General features: G+C 46.1%; 17 protein-coding genes, 6 tRNA genes and 1 riboswitch. Of the genes, 17 read left to right on the plus strand and 6 right to left on the minus strand.

What is annotated here, in order from left to right; genetic code table 11:
- Positions 1-243 precede the first annotated feature (243 nt).
- From MHH57_RS06510 to MHH57_RS06520, 3 genes are all read left to right on the plus strand, one after another.
- Entirely contained in the window at positions 244-525 is a 282-nt protein-coding gene (locus tag MHH57_RS06510) for a ribbon-helix-helix protein, CopG family (protein ID WP_007429334.1), read from the plus strand.
- 6 nt (positions 526-531) lie between these two features.
- Positions 532-882 carry a type II toxin-antitoxin system PemK/MazF family toxin gene (locus MHH57_RS06515; protein WP_007429335.1) on the plus strand — a complete coding sequence of 117 codons (351 nt, stop codon included), beginning with the start codon at positions 532-534 and terminating at the stop codon, positions 880-882.
- Between the two features lie 179 nt (positions 883-1,061).
- Complete coding sequence (locus MHH57_RS06520; RefSeq protein ID WP_039269623.1) at positions 1,062-3,284, plus strand: Tex family protein; 2,223 nt, start codon at positions 1,062-1,064, stop codon at positions 3,282-3,284.
- Positions 3,285-3,387: 103 nt separating this feature from the next.
- Here MHH57_RS06520 and cmpA read toward each other — a convergent pair whose 3' ends face one another.
- Positions 3,388-3,522: a cortex morphogenetic protein CmpA gene (cmpA, locus tag MHH57_RS06525; RefSeq protein ID WP_007429337.1), complete on the minus strand. Its 135-nt coding sequence runs from the start codon at positions 3,520-3,522 to the stop codon at positions 3,388-3,390.
- Positions 3,523-3,666: 144 nt separating this feature from the next.
- On the opposite strand from cmpA, the gene MHH57_RS06530 reads away from it, so the two are divergent.
- From MHH57_RS06530 to MHH57_RS06540, 3 genes are all read left to right on the plus strand, one after another.
- Entirely contained in the window at positions 3,667-4,200 is a 534-nt protein-coding gene (locus tag MHH57_RS06530) for a SprT family protein (RefSeq protein WP_318626936.1), read from the plus strand.
- 34 nt (positions 4,201-4,234) lie between these two features.
- A tRNA-Asn gene (locus MHH57_RS06535) sits at positions 4,235-4,310 on the plus strand.
- 1 nt (position 4,311) lies between these two features.
- A tRNA-Ser gene (locus MHH57_RS06540) sits at positions 4,312-4,400 on the plus strand.
- 178 nt (positions 4,401-4,578) lie between these two features.
- Here the strand turns inward: MHH57_RS06540 and MHH57_RS06545 are convergent.
- Both MHH57_RS06545 and MHH57_RS06550 read right to left on the minus strand, forming a co-directional pair.
- A complete protein-coding gene (locus tag MHH57_RS06545; protein ID WP_029516346.1) occupies positions 4,579-5,454 on the minus strand; it encodes a Cof-type HAD-IIB family hydrolase in 876 nt (291 codons plus the stop codon).
- A gap of 69 nt (positions 5,455-5,523) precedes the next feature.
- Positions 5,524-6,285, minus strand: a complete 762-nt coding sequence (locus MHH57_RS06550; RefSeq protein ID WP_029516347.1) for a DeoR/GlpR family DNA-binding transcription regulator — start codon at positions 6,283-6,285, stop codon at positions 5,524-5,526.
- 245 nt (positions 6,286-6,530) lie between these two features.
- Between MHH57_RS06550 and MHH57_RS06555 the strand changes: the two genes are divergently transcribed.
- The 6 genes from MHH57_RS06555 to MHH57_RS06580 all read left to right on the plus strand — a co-directional run bounded on the left by MHH57_RS06555 (position 6,531) and on the right by MHH57_RS06580 (position 8,518).
- Positions 6,531-6,602 (plus strand) — tRNA-Glu (locus MHH57_RS06555).
- Positions 6,603-6,688: 86 nt separating this feature from the next.
- Positions 6,689-6,764 (plus strand) — tRNA-Lys (locus MHH57_RS06560).
- Between the two features lie 15 nt (positions 6,765-6,779).
- A tRNA-Leu gene (locus MHH57_RS06565) sits at positions 6,780-6,862 on the plus strand.
- Positions 6,863-7,025: 163 nt separating this feature from the next.
- Positions 7,026-7,481, plus strand: coding sequence for a MarR family transcriptional regulator (locus MHH57_RS06570; RefSeq protein ID WP_023987598.1), 456 nt, complete (start codon positions 7,026-7,028; stop codon positions 7,479-7,481).
- Between the two features lie 185 nt (positions 7,482-7,666).
- Positions 7,667-8,041, plus strand: coding sequence for a helix-turn-helix transcriptional regulator (locus MHH57_RS06575; protein WP_318626934.1), 375 nt, complete (start codon positions 7,667-7,669; stop codon positions 8,039-8,041).
- Positions 8,042-8,134: 93 nt separating this feature from the next.
- A complete protein-coding gene (locus tag MHH57_RS06580) occupies positions 8,135-8,518 on the plus strand; it encodes a helix-turn-helix transcriptional regulator (RefSeq protein WP_013309253.1) in 384 nt (127 codons plus the stop codon).
- 125 nt (positions 8,519-8,643) lie between these two features.
- Here the strand turns inward: MHH57_RS06580 and MHH57_RS06585 are convergent, their stop codons facing one another.
- Entirely contained in the window at positions 8,644-8,865 is a 222-nt protein-coding gene (locus MHH57_RS06585) for a hypothetical protein (protein WP_029516349.1), read from the minus strand.
- A 342-nt stretch (positions 8,866-9,207) separates the two neighbouring features.
- Between MHH57_RS06585 and MHH57_RS06590 the strand changes: the two genes are divergently transcribed.
- Positions 9,208-9,290 (plus strand) — tRNA-Leu (locus MHH57_RS06590).
- Positions 9,291-9,434: 144 nt separating this feature from the next.
- Here the strand turns inward: MHH57_RS06590 and MHH57_RS06595 are convergent.
- Positions 9,435-9,920, minus strand: coding sequence for a glutathione peroxidase (locus MHH57_RS06595; protein ID WP_069012206.1), 486 nt, complete (start codon positions 9,918-9,920; stop codon positions 9,435-9,437).
- 466 nt (positions 9,921-10,386) lie between these two features.
- Positions 10,387-10,559, plus strand: a riboswitch (cyclic di-AMP (ydaO/yuaA leader).
- Positions 10,560-10,674: 115 nt separating this feature from the next.
- Here MHH57_RS06595 and MHH57_RS06600 point away from each other — a divergent pair.
- The 4 genes from MHH57_RS06600 (at position 10,675) to kdpC (ending at position 15,974) form a co-directional block, all read left to right on the plus strand.
- A complete protein-coding gene (locus MHH57_RS06600; RefSeq protein ID WP_023987603.1) occupies positions 10,675-11,070 on the plus strand; it encodes a hypothetical protein in 396 nt (131 codons plus the stop codon).
- A gap of 411 nt (positions 11,071-11,481) precedes the next feature.
- Entirely contained in the window at positions 11,482-13,158 is a 1,677-nt protein-coding gene (gene kdpA, locus MHH57_RS06605; protein ID WP_029516351.1) for a potassium-transporting ATPase subunit KdpA, read from the plus strand.
- A gap of 37 nt (positions 13,159-13,195) precedes the next feature.
- Positions 13,196-15,226: a potassium-transporting ATPase subunit KdpB gene (gene kdpB / locus MHH57_RS06610; protein ID WP_029516352.1), complete on the plus strand. Its 2,031-nt coding sequence runs from the start codon at positions 13,196-13,198 to the stop codon at positions 15,224-15,226.
- A 19-nt stretch (positions 15,227-15,245) separates the two neighbouring features.
- Positions 15,246-15,974, plus strand: a complete 729-nt coding sequence (gene kdpC / locus MHH57_RS06615; RefSeq protein WP_342434967.1) for a potassium-transporting ATPase subunit KdpC — start codon at positions 15,246-15,248, stop codon at positions 15,972-15,974.
- Positions 15,975-16,073: 99 nt separating this feature from the next.
- On the opposite strand, the gene MHH57_RS06620 is transcribed toward kdpC, so the two are convergent.
- Positions 16,074-17,273, minus strand: a complete 1,200-nt coding sequence (locus MHH57_RS06620; protein WP_342434968.1) for an MFS transporter — start codon at positions 17,271-17,273, stop codon at positions 16,074-16,076.
- Positions 17,274-17,277: the final 4 nt, after the last annotated feature.

The following is a 17,277-nucleotide window of genomic DNA, read 5'->3' on the forward strand; positions in this document are numbered from 1 at the left end:
CCCGAAATATGTATAAAGGAAAGAAAAGAGCGCTATAACTGTCAAAAGACGCATCAGGCTCCGCTGACACTTGTATTTCGGGGATCAAACGCCTGTACGAAAACGAACTGCGTAGTTTATAATGGAATGCAGCATAGATGATATACGAATATCATATACATTCTTGTATTCCGTTTGAATAAATTACCGGGAATAACGTTATAATGGTACAATGGCGACAAGGTTTTGGGGGTGGAAGAGAAGTTGGCCAATTTGCAGAACACCAAAAGAATAATGATCAGTTTGCCAGATCATCTCTTACAGGAAGTGGACGGGATCGTAGCTATGGAAAATTCCAACCGCAGTGAATTTATCAGGCAGGCCATGAAGCTGTATGTAGGCGAACGTAAAAAACGTTACATTCGTGAAGCTATGCAGCGTGGATACATGGAAATGGCTAAAATTAACTTGACCATGGCATCCGAAGCCTTTCACGCGGAGGAAGATGCAAACAGCACCTTGGGCCGTACAGTTAGCGGGGTGTAATCCATATTGATCGTAAAGCGCGGCGACGTTTTTTTTGCAGACCTTTCACCCGTAGTCGGTTCCGAGCAAGGTGGCGTCAGACCTGTGCTGATCATTCAAAATGATATCGGCAACCGGTTTAGTCCTACCGTGATCGTGGCAGCTATCACCGCTCAGATTCAGAAGGCAAAGCTGCCTACACACGTGGAAATCGACGCGGCGACGCATGGCTTTGATCGTGATTCTGTTGTTCTTCTGGAGCAAATTCGGACGATCGACAAGCAAAGGCTTACCGACAAAATCACCCACTTAGATGAAGAAACTATGCGCAAAGTGAGCGATTCGCTACAAATCAGTCTCGGTTTGATTGATTTTTAGCGTGATGGAACGACGAGTGAAACGGGAAAAGGGCAGCGCTTGGGCGCTGTCCTTTTGCGTGTCTGATGAAAAATGCAGGTAGGGCTTGCTCTAACGGCACCTGCTGGCGCTTTGAATCATTTTTTGTGATAATGAAAGACATGCTGTATGACAAGAGTTGTGAGGAAGAAGGGATAGGTTTGTCTAACGAGGAAACGAAGACGGAAATCCGGCAGGAGCCGAACGAAGCAGAACGCCAAGAGCGGATTGTCAAACAAGTGGCGAGAGAGCTGTCGCTGGCACTCAAGCAAATCCGGACAACGATCAGTTTGTTGGATGAAGGGAATACAATTCCTTTTATCGCGCGTTATCGTAAGGAAATGACAGGAGAGCTGGATGAAAATCAGCTACGTGAAATTGAAGATCGTGTAGTGTATTTGCGTAATCTGGAGGATCGTAAGGTAGAGGTCATCCGCATTATTGATGAGCAGGGCAAGCTGACGGAAGACCTGCAGGCGGCTATCACCTCTGCGGTTAAACTTCAGGAAGTGGAGGATCTGTACCGTCCGTATCGGCAAAAGCGCAAAACCCGCGCCAGTGTAGCAAAGGAACGGGGACTGGAGCCGCTGTCCATCTGGATCTGGAGCCAGCCGAAGCAGGGCGATGCTCTGAAAGAAGCCGAGTCTTATGTAAATGCGGAACTGGGAGTGGACAGCGCCGAGGCGGCCATCCAAGGAGCCTTGGACATTTTAGCTGAAAATATAGCGGATGATGCGGCTATTCGCCAATGGGTACGCCGATATACGCTGGACCATGGTATGCTGACCTCCGAAGCGAAGGACGCAGAGCAAGAATCTGTGTATGAGAACTACTACAGCTATCGTGAACTCGCTAAGAAAATGCCACCTCATCGTATTCTGGCGATTAATCGCGGGGAGCGGGAAGGCATTCTTAAGGTTGGTCTGGAGGTAGTGCCAGATTCCATTTACAATTACGTGGCAGGCCAAGTGATTAAAGGATCGTCTGTCGTGCAAGATCTGCTGCGCAGTGTCATTGAGGATGCGTATAAAAGACTTATCGCGCCGTCTATCGAGCGTGAAGTGCGCGCTGAAATGACGGAGAAGGGCGAGCAGCAGGCGATCTCCATTTTTGCAGGCAACTTGCGCAGCCTGTTGCTACAGGCTCCGATCAAGGGCCGACGTGTGCTCGGTGTCGATCCGGCCTATCGGACAGGCTGCAAGCTGGCGGTTGTCGATGACACCGGCAAGCTGCTCGAAGTGGCTGTGACGTATCCGACACCACCGAACAACAAGAAGCGCGAGGCTGCTGAAAAGTTCAAGCAGCTGATTGCCCAATACGGGATCGAATTGATTGTCATTGGTAACGGAACCGCTTCGCGCGAGACAGAGCAATTCGTAGCGGAAGTCATCGCGGACATTGGTGACAGCAGTCTAGCGTATCTGATCGTCAATGAGGCGGGCGCAAGCGTATACTCTGCCTCCAAGCTGGCACAGGAGGAATTTCCCGATTTGGACGTGGCCGAGCGCAGTGCGGCTTCCATCGCACGTCGTGTGCAGGACCCGCTGGCTGAGTTGGTCAAGATTGAGCCGAAGGCTATTGGTGTAGGCCAATACCAGCATGATGTGTCGCAGAAACATCTGGATGAAAGCTTAAAGGACGTTGTCGAATCAGCCGTTAACCATGTCGGTGTAGATGTGAACACGGCTTCCTCTGCGCTGTTATCCTATGTAGCAGGGATCAATGCGACGATTGCCAAAAACATCGTTAAGTACCGCGAGGAAAACGGTAAATTCAGCAACCGTCGTCAGTTGCAGAAGGTGCCGCGTCTTGGTGCAAAAACCTACGAGCAATCTGTTGGCTTTATCCGTATACCGGGTGGAGAAAATCCGCTGGATCGCACACCGATTCACCCTGAATCCTATGCTGTCGTAGACCGCCTGTTGGCGGAACTGGCCATCAATGCCCACGATCTGGGCACCAAGGCTGCAACGGAAGCACTGAACGTGTCCAACATTGACGAATTGGCCGCGAAGCTGGAAGTCGGCGTGCCGACACTGAAGGATATTCTGGACAGTCTCCAGCGTCCGGGCCGTGACCCGCGTGACGAGCTGCCGTTGCCGGTATTCCGCAAGGATGTGCTGAAGATCGAGGATCTGGCACCGGGTATGGAGCTTCAGGGAACCGTCCGCAATGTCATTGATTTTGGCGCGTTTGTCGATATCGGTATTAAAAGTGACGGGTTGGTTCATATTTCACAGCTGCGCAGTGGCTTCGTAAAGCATCCGATGGATGTCGTATCTGTCGGTGATAACGTAACGGTGTGGGTGTTAAATGTTGATTTGAAAAAAGGCAGGGTTGGTCTGACGATGAAACCTCCTGCAGAGGCGCAATCGCAGGCATAATACTTTAAATAAAACTGTACAACCTTCTTGTGAAGGGTTAACAAAAGCCGGAATCTCCGAACGCATCGGAGATTCCGGCTTTCATTTTGGATGCCTTTAGCTTTTACCCGTTGTTGGCATCGAACTCCACGCCAGGTGCTTTATGATAAAAAAACCAACAATCGTTCAACAGTTTAATTTGGCGCCGGTCCTTTTTGTAAAAGGCCCGCATGAGCTGATTGCTGAGCCATTGAGGCAAGCCGATCTCCTCCTCTGCGTTACATCTGTATGCTTAGCATATGGGGTGGGTACCTAAAGTGTGCTTATGAATTGGGGGTTAGACTTCGGCCGTTATTTTATAATATGCTTGTCAGTAAGGAGCAAAGGAGGAGAGACCGTAAGGATGGAGTCCAAGTCCCTGAGCAATTCAATGAACCATTCAATGAGCCGTTCTATGAGTAATGAAGAGCTTCAAGAATGGGTAGAGCGCATTTCGCTGGAGAGCTTCGGTGTGCCGTTTCGACATCAAGCCACCTTTAATGCACGCCTGTCTTCCACAGGCGGTAGGTATTTTATGAAAAGTCATCATATTGAAATTAATCCACATCAACTCGTAGCTTACGGACGTTCTGAGGTGGAGAAAATTATTAAGCATGAGCTGTGCCATTATCATTTACATTTGCGCGGGATGGGCTATCAGCATCGAGATGCTGACTTCAAAGCATGGTTGGCCCGTGTAGGAGGAAGCAGGCATTGTCAGACTCTGCCGGGAAGAACGGAACGTAAGCCTCAGCCTTATCGTTACAAGCTAGTATGCGTTTCCTGTAAACAGGAGTATATGCGCAAGCGTAAGATGAATCCTCAGCGATATCGCTGTGGGAAATGTGGAGGTAAGCTTCGCCTGTTGCACTTGACGGCACCCCCTGAATCATGGTAAATTAACCATACTGTAAGATAATTTACAGTAATGTTCCCTGATAGCTCAGTTGGTAGAGCACTCGACTGTTAATCGAGTTGTCACAGGTTCAAGTCCTGTTCGGGGAGCCATGGAGAGGTACCCAAGTGGCTATAAGGGGACCCTCTGCTAAGGGGTTAGGCTGCGAAAGCGGTGCGAGGGTTCGAATCCCTCTCTCTCCGTTGGTATTTGAAGCAGAAAAGGACGCTCGTATGCATTGTAATAATGCTTACGAGCGTCCTTTTCGTCTATATCTGCTTTAAGAATAACGGTGGACCGGAAATTGTTTAAATGGAGAGACGAACGTGCTGCGTACGGCATGAAGCGACGTCAGCCTGTCTTGTAAGCAGCCAATGACTTCTATTTCACAGTGTCGGCCTCAACTGTCTTGAGTATGTTCAACAGAGCATGAGCGACGCCATCTTCCGTATTAGTCAGAGTCACTTCGGAGCAGACGGCCTTAATGTCGTCTTTTGCATTGCCCATGGCAATGCCTCTTCCTGCCATTGTCAGCATGGAGATATCGTTGTAACTGTCCCCAATCGCTACAGCTTCCTGCATGGGAATGCTCAGATGATTCGCCAGATAACGCAATGCATTACCTTTAGACGCGTCCTTATGCTCGACTTCAAAGTTACGGTCTGAAGAGATGACCATGTTCAGGCCCTGAAAACTTTGGTAACGCTCACGGCCCCGATCCAATTTGGCTTGATCAAAGGAGAAACAGAGCACGTTATAAATCTCTACATCCAGTGGAATGTCCTCATATGAAGCGATGCGGGTATGTCCGGTCTGTTCATATTGTTTTTCGGCTGCGTGTAATAATGTATCCAGCGAAATATCCGGGTTGGCGCTCAGCAATCGATCCATTTCAACAGCAAGTAGCTGATGTCCGTTTTGTGGAGAATAAATAGCGCGGTCTGTCATGACCTCATAGTAAAAGTCGTTATCGTGCAGCCAGCTCAGCACTTCAAACGTTTCACTGCGGCCCATAGGAGTAGAGGTTAACTGACGACGATGCACATCGTGTACGGTTGCCCCGTTTGCTCCAATGACGGGAGTTATAAGTTCTGCTTCCTCTAGCTTTGTCCAGGCGTCATAAGCGGCTCTACCAGTGGCAATTGTCACCTGAACGCCTTGCTTTTGTGCTTGGCGTATAGCCTCCGCGTTCACTTTGCTTATTTTTCCTTCCTCGTTCAGCAGTGTTCCATCCATATCAATCGCAAACAGTTTCATTTCTCTCCAACTCCTGTCTTTCGATATCTCTGTGATAAATCTTGAGTTCTAGCTAAGCAGTCTCATATTTTATGAGGGGACAACAACTTCAATATCATGATGTTGCAAAATTTCCAGCATTGCTGGTTCTGGCAAGCGATCGGTGATCACGATATTAACTTCAGATAAATCAGCAAAACGATACGGGAAATTAATTCCGAATTTCGAATGGTCCGCAAGGATGATCACCTGATCCGCCTGTTTCATCATCTGATGCTTCAGCATACCGTCTTCTTCATGAATCAGGCTTAGTCCGTGAGATGATATGCCTCCAATCCCGATAAAAGCTTTGTCTACAAAATAGTGAGACAAAGTGGCGATTACGGACGAGCCATATACATACCGGTGCTCTTTTTGCAGGCGGCCTCCCAACAGATGAATGGAGACACCGTCTTTTCCAGATAGTACGTCGGCCTGATTAATTGAATTGGTGATAACCGAACATTCCTGCACATTCAGTCTTTCTGCACACGCCTGTACGGTGGTAGAGGAATCCAATATAATACGATCCCTATCTCGTACCATGTTGGCAGCCAATTGTCCGATCACTTGTTTCTCCTCAGATACAGTAAGCAGTCTTTCGTTATAATTTCCAATTGGATCGTGATGCAGTTTAGGGAGAAGGGCGCCGCCGCGGGTGCGAATAATTTTTTGATGCTCCTCAAGTTTTACCAGGTCTCGACGGGCCGTATCCCGTGAAACATTAAAAATTTCACAAATATCATCCACCGAAATACGCTTGTGAAGCTGTAAGTAATCAACGATTTTTAACATTCGTTCTTCCTGATACATAGAAAGCTCCTCTGATATATAATGATTTCGGTATCTCGTAAGTGATTATAAGTAAATGTAAGTGATATTGCAATCATTTATCATGATTTTTCAGGGATTAAATGATTCTAGATAAGTTAATGTAAGTGGACATGCATTTTGTAATGATAAAAACTGCTTTTTTTAAAATTTCAAAAATAAGTATTGCCATTTGTTATTCTATTTGATATACTCTTTCTTGTCGCCAAGTTGGCGCATAATAATAAGGCCCGTTGGTCAAGGGGTTAAGACACCTCCCTTTCACGGAGGTAACAGGGGTTCGAATCCCCTACGGGTCATTGTTGTCTTTATAGACTACATGTTGCATGCTTAAGGGAAATTCCTGAGGTCTGGTCTAATGGCGGACAGCTTGGATGAACAGCATGAGCCATTAGCTCAGTTGGTAGAGCACCTGACTTTTAATCAGGGTGTCGAAGGTTCGAGTCCTTCATGGCTCACCATTTATATTTTGTTATGCGGTCGTGGTGGAATGGCAGACACGCTATCTTGAGGGGGTAGTGAGCGTACGCTCGTGGAGGTTCGAGTCCTCTCGACCGCATCAATGGAATGAACGGAAAAGTCTCTCGCGGTAGAGGCTTTTTTTATTTGTGTAATGATGTAATAAAGTAATGATTATGATGAAATAATGATTCCATAGTATAATATAACGCCATAATGTTATAGAATGATAAGTATAAACTTATGAAGTGACGGTGAAAAATATGGACACTCAACTGTTAGGAAATATATCAGAAAATATTTTGGGCTTGTTTCCGATTGTGAAGAAGAAATTTTTCACCTACGGTCCGCTCGATTTCCCATTACACTTGTCGCCTAATAACTTTCAGGTGCTAATGCTCCTGCGTGAAGTACGTTCGTCTACGGTATCTGATTTATCCAAACAGCTCAATGTCTCACGTCCGAACATGACTCCTCTTCTGGACAAACTGGTGGAGCATGGGTTGGCTGACCGCCAGTCGTGTGATTCGGATCGCAGAGTCGTGAATGTGGCGATTACACAGGAAGGCGATGCTTTTTGTGAACAGGTATTTCATACCTTCTCCAATAAAATTCAAGAAAGACTGGTGTATCTGCCAGAAGAAGATTTATTGCATCTGAGTGAAACTTTGAATGAATTGAAGCATATTTTACTTAAAATCGACAACTCTGCTACGTGATTGGCGTAAGTGGACTGGCTTAAAGACCGCCCTTTCTTCGGAAAACAGGCGGTTTTTGTTGCGTGTTGTGGTATAATGGAAACCAACATACATAATTCGGTAATTTTAGCATACGTGATCTTTGAAATGGGAACAGAGAACATGATATCGTTATTTGAGAGCCTGCTAGGGAGGAAGGAACTTCTATGCAATCTATTTACCATCGCATCGAGGAACTCATCAAGGAACGGGGAATGACGAAAAAGGCGTTCTGCCAGCAGTTAGGCATTAGTACAGGGAACTTCGGGGATTGGAAAAGAGGAAAAACGACGCCGGGCACGAATAAACTCATTGAAATCGCTTCTTTTTTTGATGCGAGTCTGGACTGGATTATGCTGGGTCGAGATATACAGGGTGAGGTGCTAAAGGAGTCGCAAGACCCTTATTTTTTTGACGCTTCAGGGCAACTGAATTGCCAGGGGGAACCGCTTAGTGAGGCGGAAAGAAATTTTATACTTGAGTATATTGAATTTACCCGCTTTCGTAAAGAGAAAAACCAGCGCAATTCTACTATGGGGTAATGGTTGCTTAGGATTTAATGGGGATTACTAATGAGTAAGGCTGAAAAATGAAAATTATTTCAGAAAAAGTTACTGTTTCGGAGGGGAAACATTTTGGGAGATCAAACTATTTATCAACGGATTGAAGCTTTGATTAAAGATCGGGGAATGACCAAGAAGGCATTTTGTGAAAAGCTTAAAATCAGTTCAGGGAATCTCGGTGATTGGAGAAGGGGGAAAACAACGCCGGGTACCACTCATTTAATTCAGATTTCGGACTTTTTTAATGTATCGCTCGATTGGTTAATGAAAGGGATTAAGCCGGGAGAAGGCGTACTTCAGGAGCAGAAGGCTGCTTATTTTTTTGGAGTGATGGGGCCACTGAATTGCCAGGCAGAAGATCTTGAGACGGAAGAACAGAATTTTATTTTAGAATATGTTGAATTTGCGAAATATCGTAAGCAAAAAAGTGAGAAGGATAAAACAAAGCCGGAATGATTTTTTTGGCTAAAGATTGTCTGGGTTGAAAACCCGTAAACGAACTGGAGGGGTTCGCTTTACGGGTTTATTTGGTTTCTTGGTGATATGGAATGACCTGTATGTAACTGGAATGCTTGTTGGATTTAGAGTGGCGATGCCTCCTTATAATCGTTATCGTCGATGTTCAGAATTGCAGCAACTTGTTTTCTGTACCTTTGTGCTTTGCGGGTGCCGTGAATCAGATTGGACAAGCGTGAAGGCGGAATATTGTGTGTCTCACAAAATGTTTTCTGATCCAGTCGAAGTTCGACAAGCCGTTGTTTGATGGCCCACCCGAAGGAGGTGACAGGCATTTTGTTGTTCAAAAGAAATCGCCCCTTACGGATTCTTACGGAATAATTGGTGTGTTATAATAATCATCAGTAAACATGTTAGAATTAACCATCTGAAACTATGATACACTTTTATACGTGTTTTTACAATCGTAAATACGTTATTTCGTCAAATTAATTACTTAGTTAAGTGCTAGGTGGTTCTGATAATCCGTAAGGGGGCAACATTAATGCATAGTTCAGCAAGCGGTTATCTTTATGCAGGACGGTATTATTATCGCTCATATATGTAAGTTAAAATAATTATAATATTTTTGTTTACAAATAGTTGATGAGAGAGTATAATAAATCTGTTGCCTCAATACATTATGATTTGCGGTCGTGGTGGAATGGCAGACACGCTATCTTGAGGGGGTAGTGGGCGTACGCCCGTGGAGGTTCGAGTCCTCTCGACCGCATTATATGCAAGACCTAGTTAAAAAAGCATCCTGACACGGTTTACGTGAAAGGGTGCTTTTTTTGTTAAGCATTTTCGTTATATTCTTTAGCCACGGAAGCCACGGTTGCAACAGGTCGTTTATTAACTGTGATAATGAAGAATGTCAGTTTTGCTGCAAAAGCTTCTCTATATCTCCCGCCAGTTTATCTGGAGTGGTTTGCGGTGCATAGCGCTTAAACACGTTACCTTCTCTTGTAATTAAGAATTTAGTAAAATTCCATTTGATCGCTTTGGACCCTAATACCCCCGGAGCTGTTTGGGTCAGGTAGCGAAATAAGGGGTGTGCTTGATCGCCATTGACATCTGTCTTGGCGAACATCGGAAAGGTGACACCATAATTGATCTGGCAAAACTCGGAGATCTCCTCACTGGAACCTGGCTCTTGTTTGGCAAACTGGTTGCTGGGAAATCCCAAAATTTCGAGCCCCTGTTCATGATACTGGTCATATAGCTCTTGTAGCGCTTTGTATTGGGGGGTTAACCCACATTTGCTGGCAGTGTTCACGATAAGCAGAACGTTCCCTTCAAATGTGGATAACGGAATTTGTTTCCCTTGCAGGGTTTGCGCATCATATTCATAAACGGTCATAGCATCTCTCCTCATTCAATATTCAGCAATTAAATTTTAGACAATTTAAAGAAGGGTTGCAAGCCTGGAAAAGCTGTATAAAGCCTTCAGGCGCTGTAAAATCGTATTTTGCTCAAAACAGTAAATCGCACCGCAAATGGAGCGAATTAAGGTGTTTCTTCTTATAAAAGCGGGTTCAATCGGTGTTTAGCTGGTACATATAGCTTATTTTCTTCTCTTTTTGCAAAAAAAGGCCAATAACGCTTTACCCTACGCCAATATTGACATGCTTGTCATTTTCAAAAAGGGATGAAAAACAGAGATTAAAGGAGATGTGAGAAGCAAAGTTGCATTGTAAGCGTTATTATTAATCTTTTATGCTCTAAAGCCCGATTTATAACCCTGCAGTTGAGCTTTACAGTCTTCCATGCGCGGGTGTATGATTCAAGACGTAATTTCAAATTAACTTAAATGAAGCAACAACGAAATGTCTATAGCGCTGAATTTTGCAGTTGCAAAAGCGGGGGAACCAATCGAGACTGTACGGCTTCGGAAGCCGTGTGTCTCATGGGGTGAATTTTCCGGTCAAGTGCCAGAAATAGGGCGACTCTCACGTCCGAATCCGACAGCTAACCTCGTAAGCGTACAGGGAGAGGCAACAAACCGCCGTGTGCAGCCATGGTTTATTTTATCATGGATATGTCAGAAGCCGGAGGAAAGCCTTTTTCCTTCGGCTTCTTTTTGTTGTCTTTTTATACCGGGAGAGGAGCTACTGATGGAAGGTCGGTTAATTATTGTCACTGCACCGAATGAAGCGGGCAGAAGTTTTGTGAAATTGCTTATTTTCAAAAAATTGGCGTTTGCAGTTCTCACGAATAGCGCCCAGGAGGAACGACAGCTCAAAAAAATGGGTGTGGAGCACATTGTCCGCATCAATACCATGCAAGCGGGAAAATGGAATTTTCCAAAAAAAGAAATTGGTAGTGTGTATTTGTTCGAGAACAGCTTGAATCTGACTTGCCGTTTCCTGCAAATATGTCGACCACTAACATCGGAATCGATCTATGTTATTACACACGGCTGTAATCCACAAGGAATTTATCGGGGATTGGGAGCGGACCATGTGATCTACACATTGAACGGAGAGGTGGGTTTTCTGCTGAACGGATAAGCACTTATGACATAGTTGTTTTATGATTTTATGATGGAATAAGAATGGCGATCTGAGGATCGATACGGAGGGTATAAACATGATGGATATATACATGCTGCTCGTCATGGCTGTGAGTTATGGAGTGATACTGCTGTTTGTACGCTGGTGTGATGCGCAGACCTCTAAAGGAGGACGAAGAGGATGATCGTTATACTCGGGCTTACGGCTATTGTGTTTATGTATTTAATCTACGCACTCCTGAACCCTGAAAAGTTCTAGTCACTTGTAGGGATAGAGCGGGCGAAGAACAACAGATCTGAGCATTAAAGCATCATTGGTAGCAGGTTTTCGCAAACGTGTGCACTTCATAGATGGTCTAATCGGGTCTGTTGTTCCAAACGCAGGAGCATTTTGAAGGAGGAATAGAGGATGGAGCTGCTTCAAATTGGAATTGTGATCGTTATATTGCTGCTCTTGGTAAAGCCAATGGGTACATATATGTATCATGTATTCTCGAATGAACCGAATCGAACGGATCGGATTTTTGGCAGAACAGAAAAGCTGATTTATAAGGTAGTAGGCTTGAAGAAAGTGGAGAGCATGCGTTGGACTACGTATGTTATGAGTTTCATTGCTACGAACGTCGTGCTTGTGGCAATCAGCTACTTGCTGTTGCGTTTACAGGGAATGCTTCCCGGTAATCCGGCTGGAAACAGTAATATGGAAGCATCACTAGCTTTTAATACGGTAATCAGCTTTATGACGAATACGAATCTCCAACATTATAGCGGAGAAAGCGGGCTTACGTATCTGACACAGATGGCGTTCGTCACGATGATGATGTTCACTTCGGCTGCTTCCGGTTTTTCGGTTGCTGCGGCTTTTATGAGAGGATTGACGCGGCGCGGTGAAGGGATGGGCAATTTCTTTCAAGATTTTATTAAAGCTATTATAAGGATTTTCCTGCCACTGGCCTTTGTGCTTACGCTGGTGCTGGTGGGATTGAAGATACCACAGACGCTACAGCCTACGGCGGATCTTACGACGCTGAGCGGAACACAACAGCAAATTTCTATGGGACCCATTGCTTCTCTGGAGTCCATCAAGCATTTGGGGACGAACGGGGGCGGTTATGCGGGAGCTAACTCTGCGCATCCTTTTGAAAATCCAAGTCCTTGGACGAACGTGCTGGAAATTTTGGCAATGTGGGTAATGCCGGCTTCGTTGCCGTATACCTTTGGATTGTTTGCCCGTAATCGTAAGCAGGGCTGGATTATTTTTAGCTCCATGATGGTATTGTTTCTAATTTTTCTATCCATTACGTATGTGTCTGAGAAGACAGGTAATCCGTTAATCCAGACACTGGGTGTGGATGCTTCTCAGGGAAGCATGGAAGGGAAAGAGGTTCGTTTCGGTATTGGACAATCGGCTTTATTCACTGCGGTCACAACAGCGGCAACGACAGGTTCGGTCAATAATATGCATGATACACTAACCCCGCTAGGTGGCATGGCTGCTTTGGGAGAAATGATGCTAAACGTCATTTTTGGCGGCAAGGGTGTCGGGCTGATGAATATGCTGATGTATGCGATTCTGGGTGTGTTTATATGCGGACTGATGGTCGGGAGAACTCCGGAATTTATGGGAAGGAAAATTGAAGGCAAGGAAATGAAGCTGATCGCCATTGCCATTTTGGTACATCCGTTTCTCATTCTCGCCCCAACTGCGCTTGCGTTTATGAGTCATTGGGGATATGATGCGGTCACTAACCCTGGCTATCACGGGTTGACTCAGGTGCTCTATGAATATGCGTCATCTGCCGCAAATAATGGTTCGGGGTTTGAAGGTCTTTCAGATAACAACGTATTCTGGAATGTAACAACGGGGATGGTTATGTTCTTCGGGCGATATGTATCTATGATTGCATTGTTGGCTGTGGCGGCTTCGTTGAATGCCAAAGCGCCGACTCCGGTGACGACGGGGACACTGCGCACGGACAACAAGTTATTTGGAGCCATTCTGATCGGAGTCGTGCTGCTGATTGGTGCGTTGACCTTTTTACCTGTCATCGTATTGGGACCTGTTGCTGAATTTTTGACCATGTGAAGAAGAAAATGAGAATGGATGAACGGGGTGTTTGACCATGAAGGAACAACGCAAACACATGCTGGACAGAAGCATCTTGAAGCATGCGATCAAGGATAGCTTTATAAAATTAAATCCGATGATGATGATGAAAAATCCTGTCATGTTCGTCGTGGAGATCGGTACATTGGTCGTGCTGCTAATGTTACTGTTTCCCGGTTATTTTGGAACTGACAAGGAAATAGGCTTTAACCTGGCCGTGTTTGTTATTCTGTTGTTTACGTTGCTTTTTGCCAACTTTGCCGAAGCGCTCGCGGAGGGGCGGGGTAAGGCACAAGCTGCCTCTTTAAAAAAATCCAAGCAGGACACGCAAGCTAACAAGCTCGTCGGAAATGACATTCAGGTGGTTAGCTCAACCGAGTTGCGTAAGGGGGACGTAGTTATTGTCTCCCAGGGTGAAATGATTCCAAGCGATGGTGAGGTCATTGAAGGTTTGGCTTCGGTGGATGAATCTGCAATTACGGGAGAATCGGCTCCGGTCATCAAGGAATCGGGTGGTGATTTTTGCTCGGTAACCGGCGGAACGCGAGTGGTTAGTGACCGGATTAAGGTGCGGATTACGACAGAGCCGGGCGAGACATTTATTGATAAAATGATTTCGCTCGTGGAAGGCGCTCAGCGGCAAAAAACGCCGAATGAGATTGCGCTGAACACTTTGCTGATTAGCTTGACGATTATTTTTCTAATTGTGGTGGTTACGCTAGCGCCGATTGCCCGTCATTTTAACATTGATTTGCCTGTTCCTGTGCTGATTTCGTTGCTAGTCTGTCTGATTCCAACCACGATTGGAGGACTATTGTCAGCCATCGGGATTGCCGGTATGGACCGGGTCACCCAGTTTAATGTGCTAGCCATGTCAGGCAAGGCGGTAGAAGCTTCTGGGGATATCAACACGATGATTCTGGATAAAACAGGTACAATCACCTTCGGGAACCGGATGGCGAGTGAATTCGTGCCTGTAGAGGGCGTGGAGAAGGCAGAGCTAGTGAAGTGGGCAGCGACTAGCTCTATGAAGGATGAGACGCCAGAGGGTCGCTCGGTTCTCGAGTTGATGCGCAAACAGGAGCATACGTTGGATGAATCCTTGGCGGCAGGTGGAACCTTTATCGAATTCAAGGCGGAGACCCGGATGAGTGGTCTGGATCTGGCCGATGGACGAAAGGTACGCAAGGGCGCAGTGGATTCCGTTCGGCAATGGATCGTATCGCAAAATGGCAGTGTTCCAGCCGATCTGGAGGAAAAAGCGAATCAGGTAGCCTCTGAAGGAGGTACACCGTTGGCAGTCGCGCTAGATGATCAGATATACGGTATTATTTATTTAAAGGACACAGTGAAGCCAGGCATGAAGGAACGGTTTGATCAGCTCCGGGAAATGGGTATCCGTACGATCATGTGTACCGGAGATAATCCGCTGACAGCAGCTACAATTGCTCGAGAAGCGGGTGTGGACGACTTTGTAGCTGAGAGCAAGCCGGAGGACAAAATCGCGGTTATCCGACGTGAGCAGGAACAGGGTAAGCTGGTTGCCATGACTGGAGACGGCACCAATGATGCACCTGCGTTGGCGCAAGCCGATGTGGGTCTTGCCATGAATAGCGGCACAGTCGCGGCCAAAGAAGCGGCTAATATGGTGGACTTGGATTCCGATCCGTCCAAAATTATTGAGGTGGTCGCGATCGGCAAGCAGCTGCTTATGACGCGCGGAGCATTGACAACGTTCAGCATTGCGAACGATGTTGCCAAATATTTTGCCATCATCCCGGCGATGTTCATGCTAGCCATTCCACAAATGGGCGCTTTGAACGTCATGGGGCTTGGCTCCCCGCTGTCCGCTATTTTGTCGGCGTTGATCTTTAACGCGGTTATTATTCCGCTTTTGATTCCGCTGGCCATGAAGGGCGTGAAGTATAAGCCGATGAGCTCGGATCGCCTGCTGGGACGGAATTTGCTGATTTACGGTCTGGGCGGTATGGTCGTACCGTTTGTCGGTATAAAGGCCATTGATTTGCTGGTGCATTTGTGGATTTAGCGCAGAAAGGGTGAACGACATGAGTGGTTTTTATCGGATGATGTCTGGACGCAGATTTGCTGCACACGAAAAAGCTGAATCTGGCGGACAAGGTCATAACAAACATACAGGGACCGGGACTGTGTCGGAAGGAAAACCGGAGAGACAAGAGATGCGAGGAAGTACAGTTATTGGAGTGGCTTTGCGAACTTCGGTGCTGATGATTCTCTTGTGCGGTTTGGCATATCCGCTAGCCAGTACAGGAATAGCGCAGGTCCTGTTTCCGCAGCAAGCAAATGGCAGTATGCTCCGTGATGCGGAGGGGCGGGTGGTCGGCTCCGAACTGATTGGGCAGTCTTTCACTGATTCGGCGTTTTTTCAAGGTCGGGTATCGAGCGTTGATTATAATGGGGTTGGTTCAGGCTCTAGTAACTACGCACCGTCGAATCCGGCCTTGATACAGCGAGTCAAGGACTCTATTGCGGATTGGCAGAAGCATAACCCGGGTGTACCCGTCAGTCAGGTTCCGGTGGACCTGATTACGAACTCCGGCTCCGGTCTAGACCCACACATCTCGCCACAGGCGGCATGGGTGCAAATTCCGCGCATTAGCGGCTTGACGGGTATCCCGCAGGATCAACTGAGAGCACTGGTGCAGGAGCAGACAGAAGGCCGCAGCGCCGGCGTGTTCGGCGAGCCGCGTGTCAACGTGCTCAAGCTGAATCTCGCGCTTGAGGCGCAAATGAAAGTAGAGCATGTCAAGCCATAGATGGATCAAAAAAAGGTATTCCTGAGCGATAAGCTTGAGGGATACCTTTTTTTCAGGGACTGGAATGCTCTGTGGTGTAAAAATATGTAATAAAATGTTTTATTTCTTATGGGGATATGAATTTTTGGCTTTCCTTAAGGCTGAAGCGAGTACGCACATGTATATAAATACAATAATGCCTATGATTAAATAAGAGAACTTAATATTCATTAGATCCGTGAGAGTACTGCTCAAAATAGGGCCGATCATTAGTCCAATCGAGTATGCCGCGTTATAGAGTGCGAAAGTAATTCCATAAGAATGAATTCCACTTCGTTGAGAGATATCAGCAAGTTGAGGTAAGCAGGGAGCAAGGACCATACCCATGCTAACCCCTAAAACAGCTAAAATAACAGCTTGAAGCGATAATATTGCTGGAAGTGCAGTCAGAGGAAGTGCAATGGATATCATAAGTAGACCGAGGAGAATTCCGTTTTTATAGCCGATTTTACTAGAAAACTGTCCTATAAAAGGTGTTGCTAGGCCATAAGCAAGCGTGGGAATAGCAAATAATAATCCAATAAGTCCTGGGTTAGCGCTAAAATTGTGCTGTAGATGTAACGGTAATGTTGGCTCAAGTACGCTTGGGATGGATGCACCGATAATCACCACTCCAATAACCAAAAGCAAATCTTTATTTTTCATGAACGAGAAAGGGGAAATATACTTTTCATTTTTCGCTTCCGGAATATCATGCAGGAGAATTAGTCGAAGTATAGCATCGATGACGGCCAAGGAGATGGCAAAGTAAAAAGGAAGCTGGTAACTTCCCCATTGATACAACCAACCGCCAATTGTTGGTCCGAGAAGGGTTCCGGCGGCTTGACCGGATAATGCCAAGCCCATGGCTTTACCACGTTCTTCAGAAGGGTATAGATCAGCCAAGAGAGCGAGTCCTGCTGTCCAGGTCATTGCGGCTGCTATTCCCTGAAGAGCGCGTGCCACTACAAGTAGCCAGAAAGTGTGGGCTATGGCAAACATTAAAGTGGAGGCTATGAGTCCAATTAACCCCCATAATAGAGGTGTCTTTCTCCCAATCCGATCCGTTAATAGGCCAAAAACAGGTGTAGCTATAAATAATGCGATTGCATAACTGCTGAATAAAAATCCGATTTCAGTTTGAGTTGCGCCCAAAGAATCTGCATACCTTGGCAAAATGGGAACGACTAATCCATAGATTAACATATCAATGAATACAGCTAATCCGACAACCATTAGTGCAGCTTTTTGCTTATTTTGTGCTCCTTTACTCAGTTTCATTATT

Source organism: Paenibacillus sp. FSL H7-0442, assembly GCF_038593105.1.
In the GTDB taxonomy this organism is placed as follows: Bacteria; Bacillota; Bacilli; order Paenibacillales; family Paenibacillaceae; genus Paenibacillus; species Paenibacillus polymyxa_D.

Coding starts and splice junctions, on each gene's coding strand:
- MHH57_RS06530 (WP_318626936.1), top strand. CDS start 3,667: ATGGAGTCCAAGTCCCTGAGCAATTCAATGAACCATTCAATGAGCCGT.
- MHH57_RS06545 (WP_029516346.1), bottom strand. CDS start 5,454: ATGAAACTGTTTGCGATTGATATGGATGGAACACTGCTGAACGAGGAA.
- MHH57_RS06550 (WP_029516347.1), bottom strand. CDS start 6,285: ATGTATCAGGAAGAACGAATGTTAAAAATCGTTGATTACTTACAGCTT.
- MHH57_RS06570 (WP_023987598.1), top strand. CDS start 7,026: ATGGACACTCAACTGTTAGGAAATATATCAGAAAATATTTTGGGCTTG.
- MHH57_RS06575 (WP_318626934.1), top strand. CDS start 7,667: ATGCAATCTATTTACCATCGCATCGAGGAACTCATCAAGGAACGGGGA.
- MHH57_RS06595 (WP_069012206.1), bottom strand. CDS start 9,920: ATGACCGTTTATGAATATGATGCGCAAACCCTGCAAGGGAAACAAATT.
- MHH57_RS06600 (WP_023987603.1), top strand. CDS start 10,675: ATGGAAGGTCGGTTAATTATTGTCACTGCACCGAATGAAGCGGGCAGA.
- kdpA (WP_029516351.1), top strand. CDS start 11,482: ATGGAGCTGCTTCAAATTGGAATTGTGATCGTTATATTGCTGCTCTTG.
- kdpB (WP_029516352.1), top strand. CDS start 13,196: ATGAAGGAACAACGCAAACACATGCTGGACAGAAGCATCTTGAAGCAT.
- kdpC (WP_342434967.1), top strand. CDS start 15,246: ATGAGTGGTTTTTATCGGATGATGTCTGGACGCAGATTTGCTGCACAC.
- MHH57_RS06620 (WP_342434968.1), bottom strand. CDS start 17,273: ATGAAACTGAGTAAAGGAGCACAAAATAAGCAAAAAGCTGCACTAATG.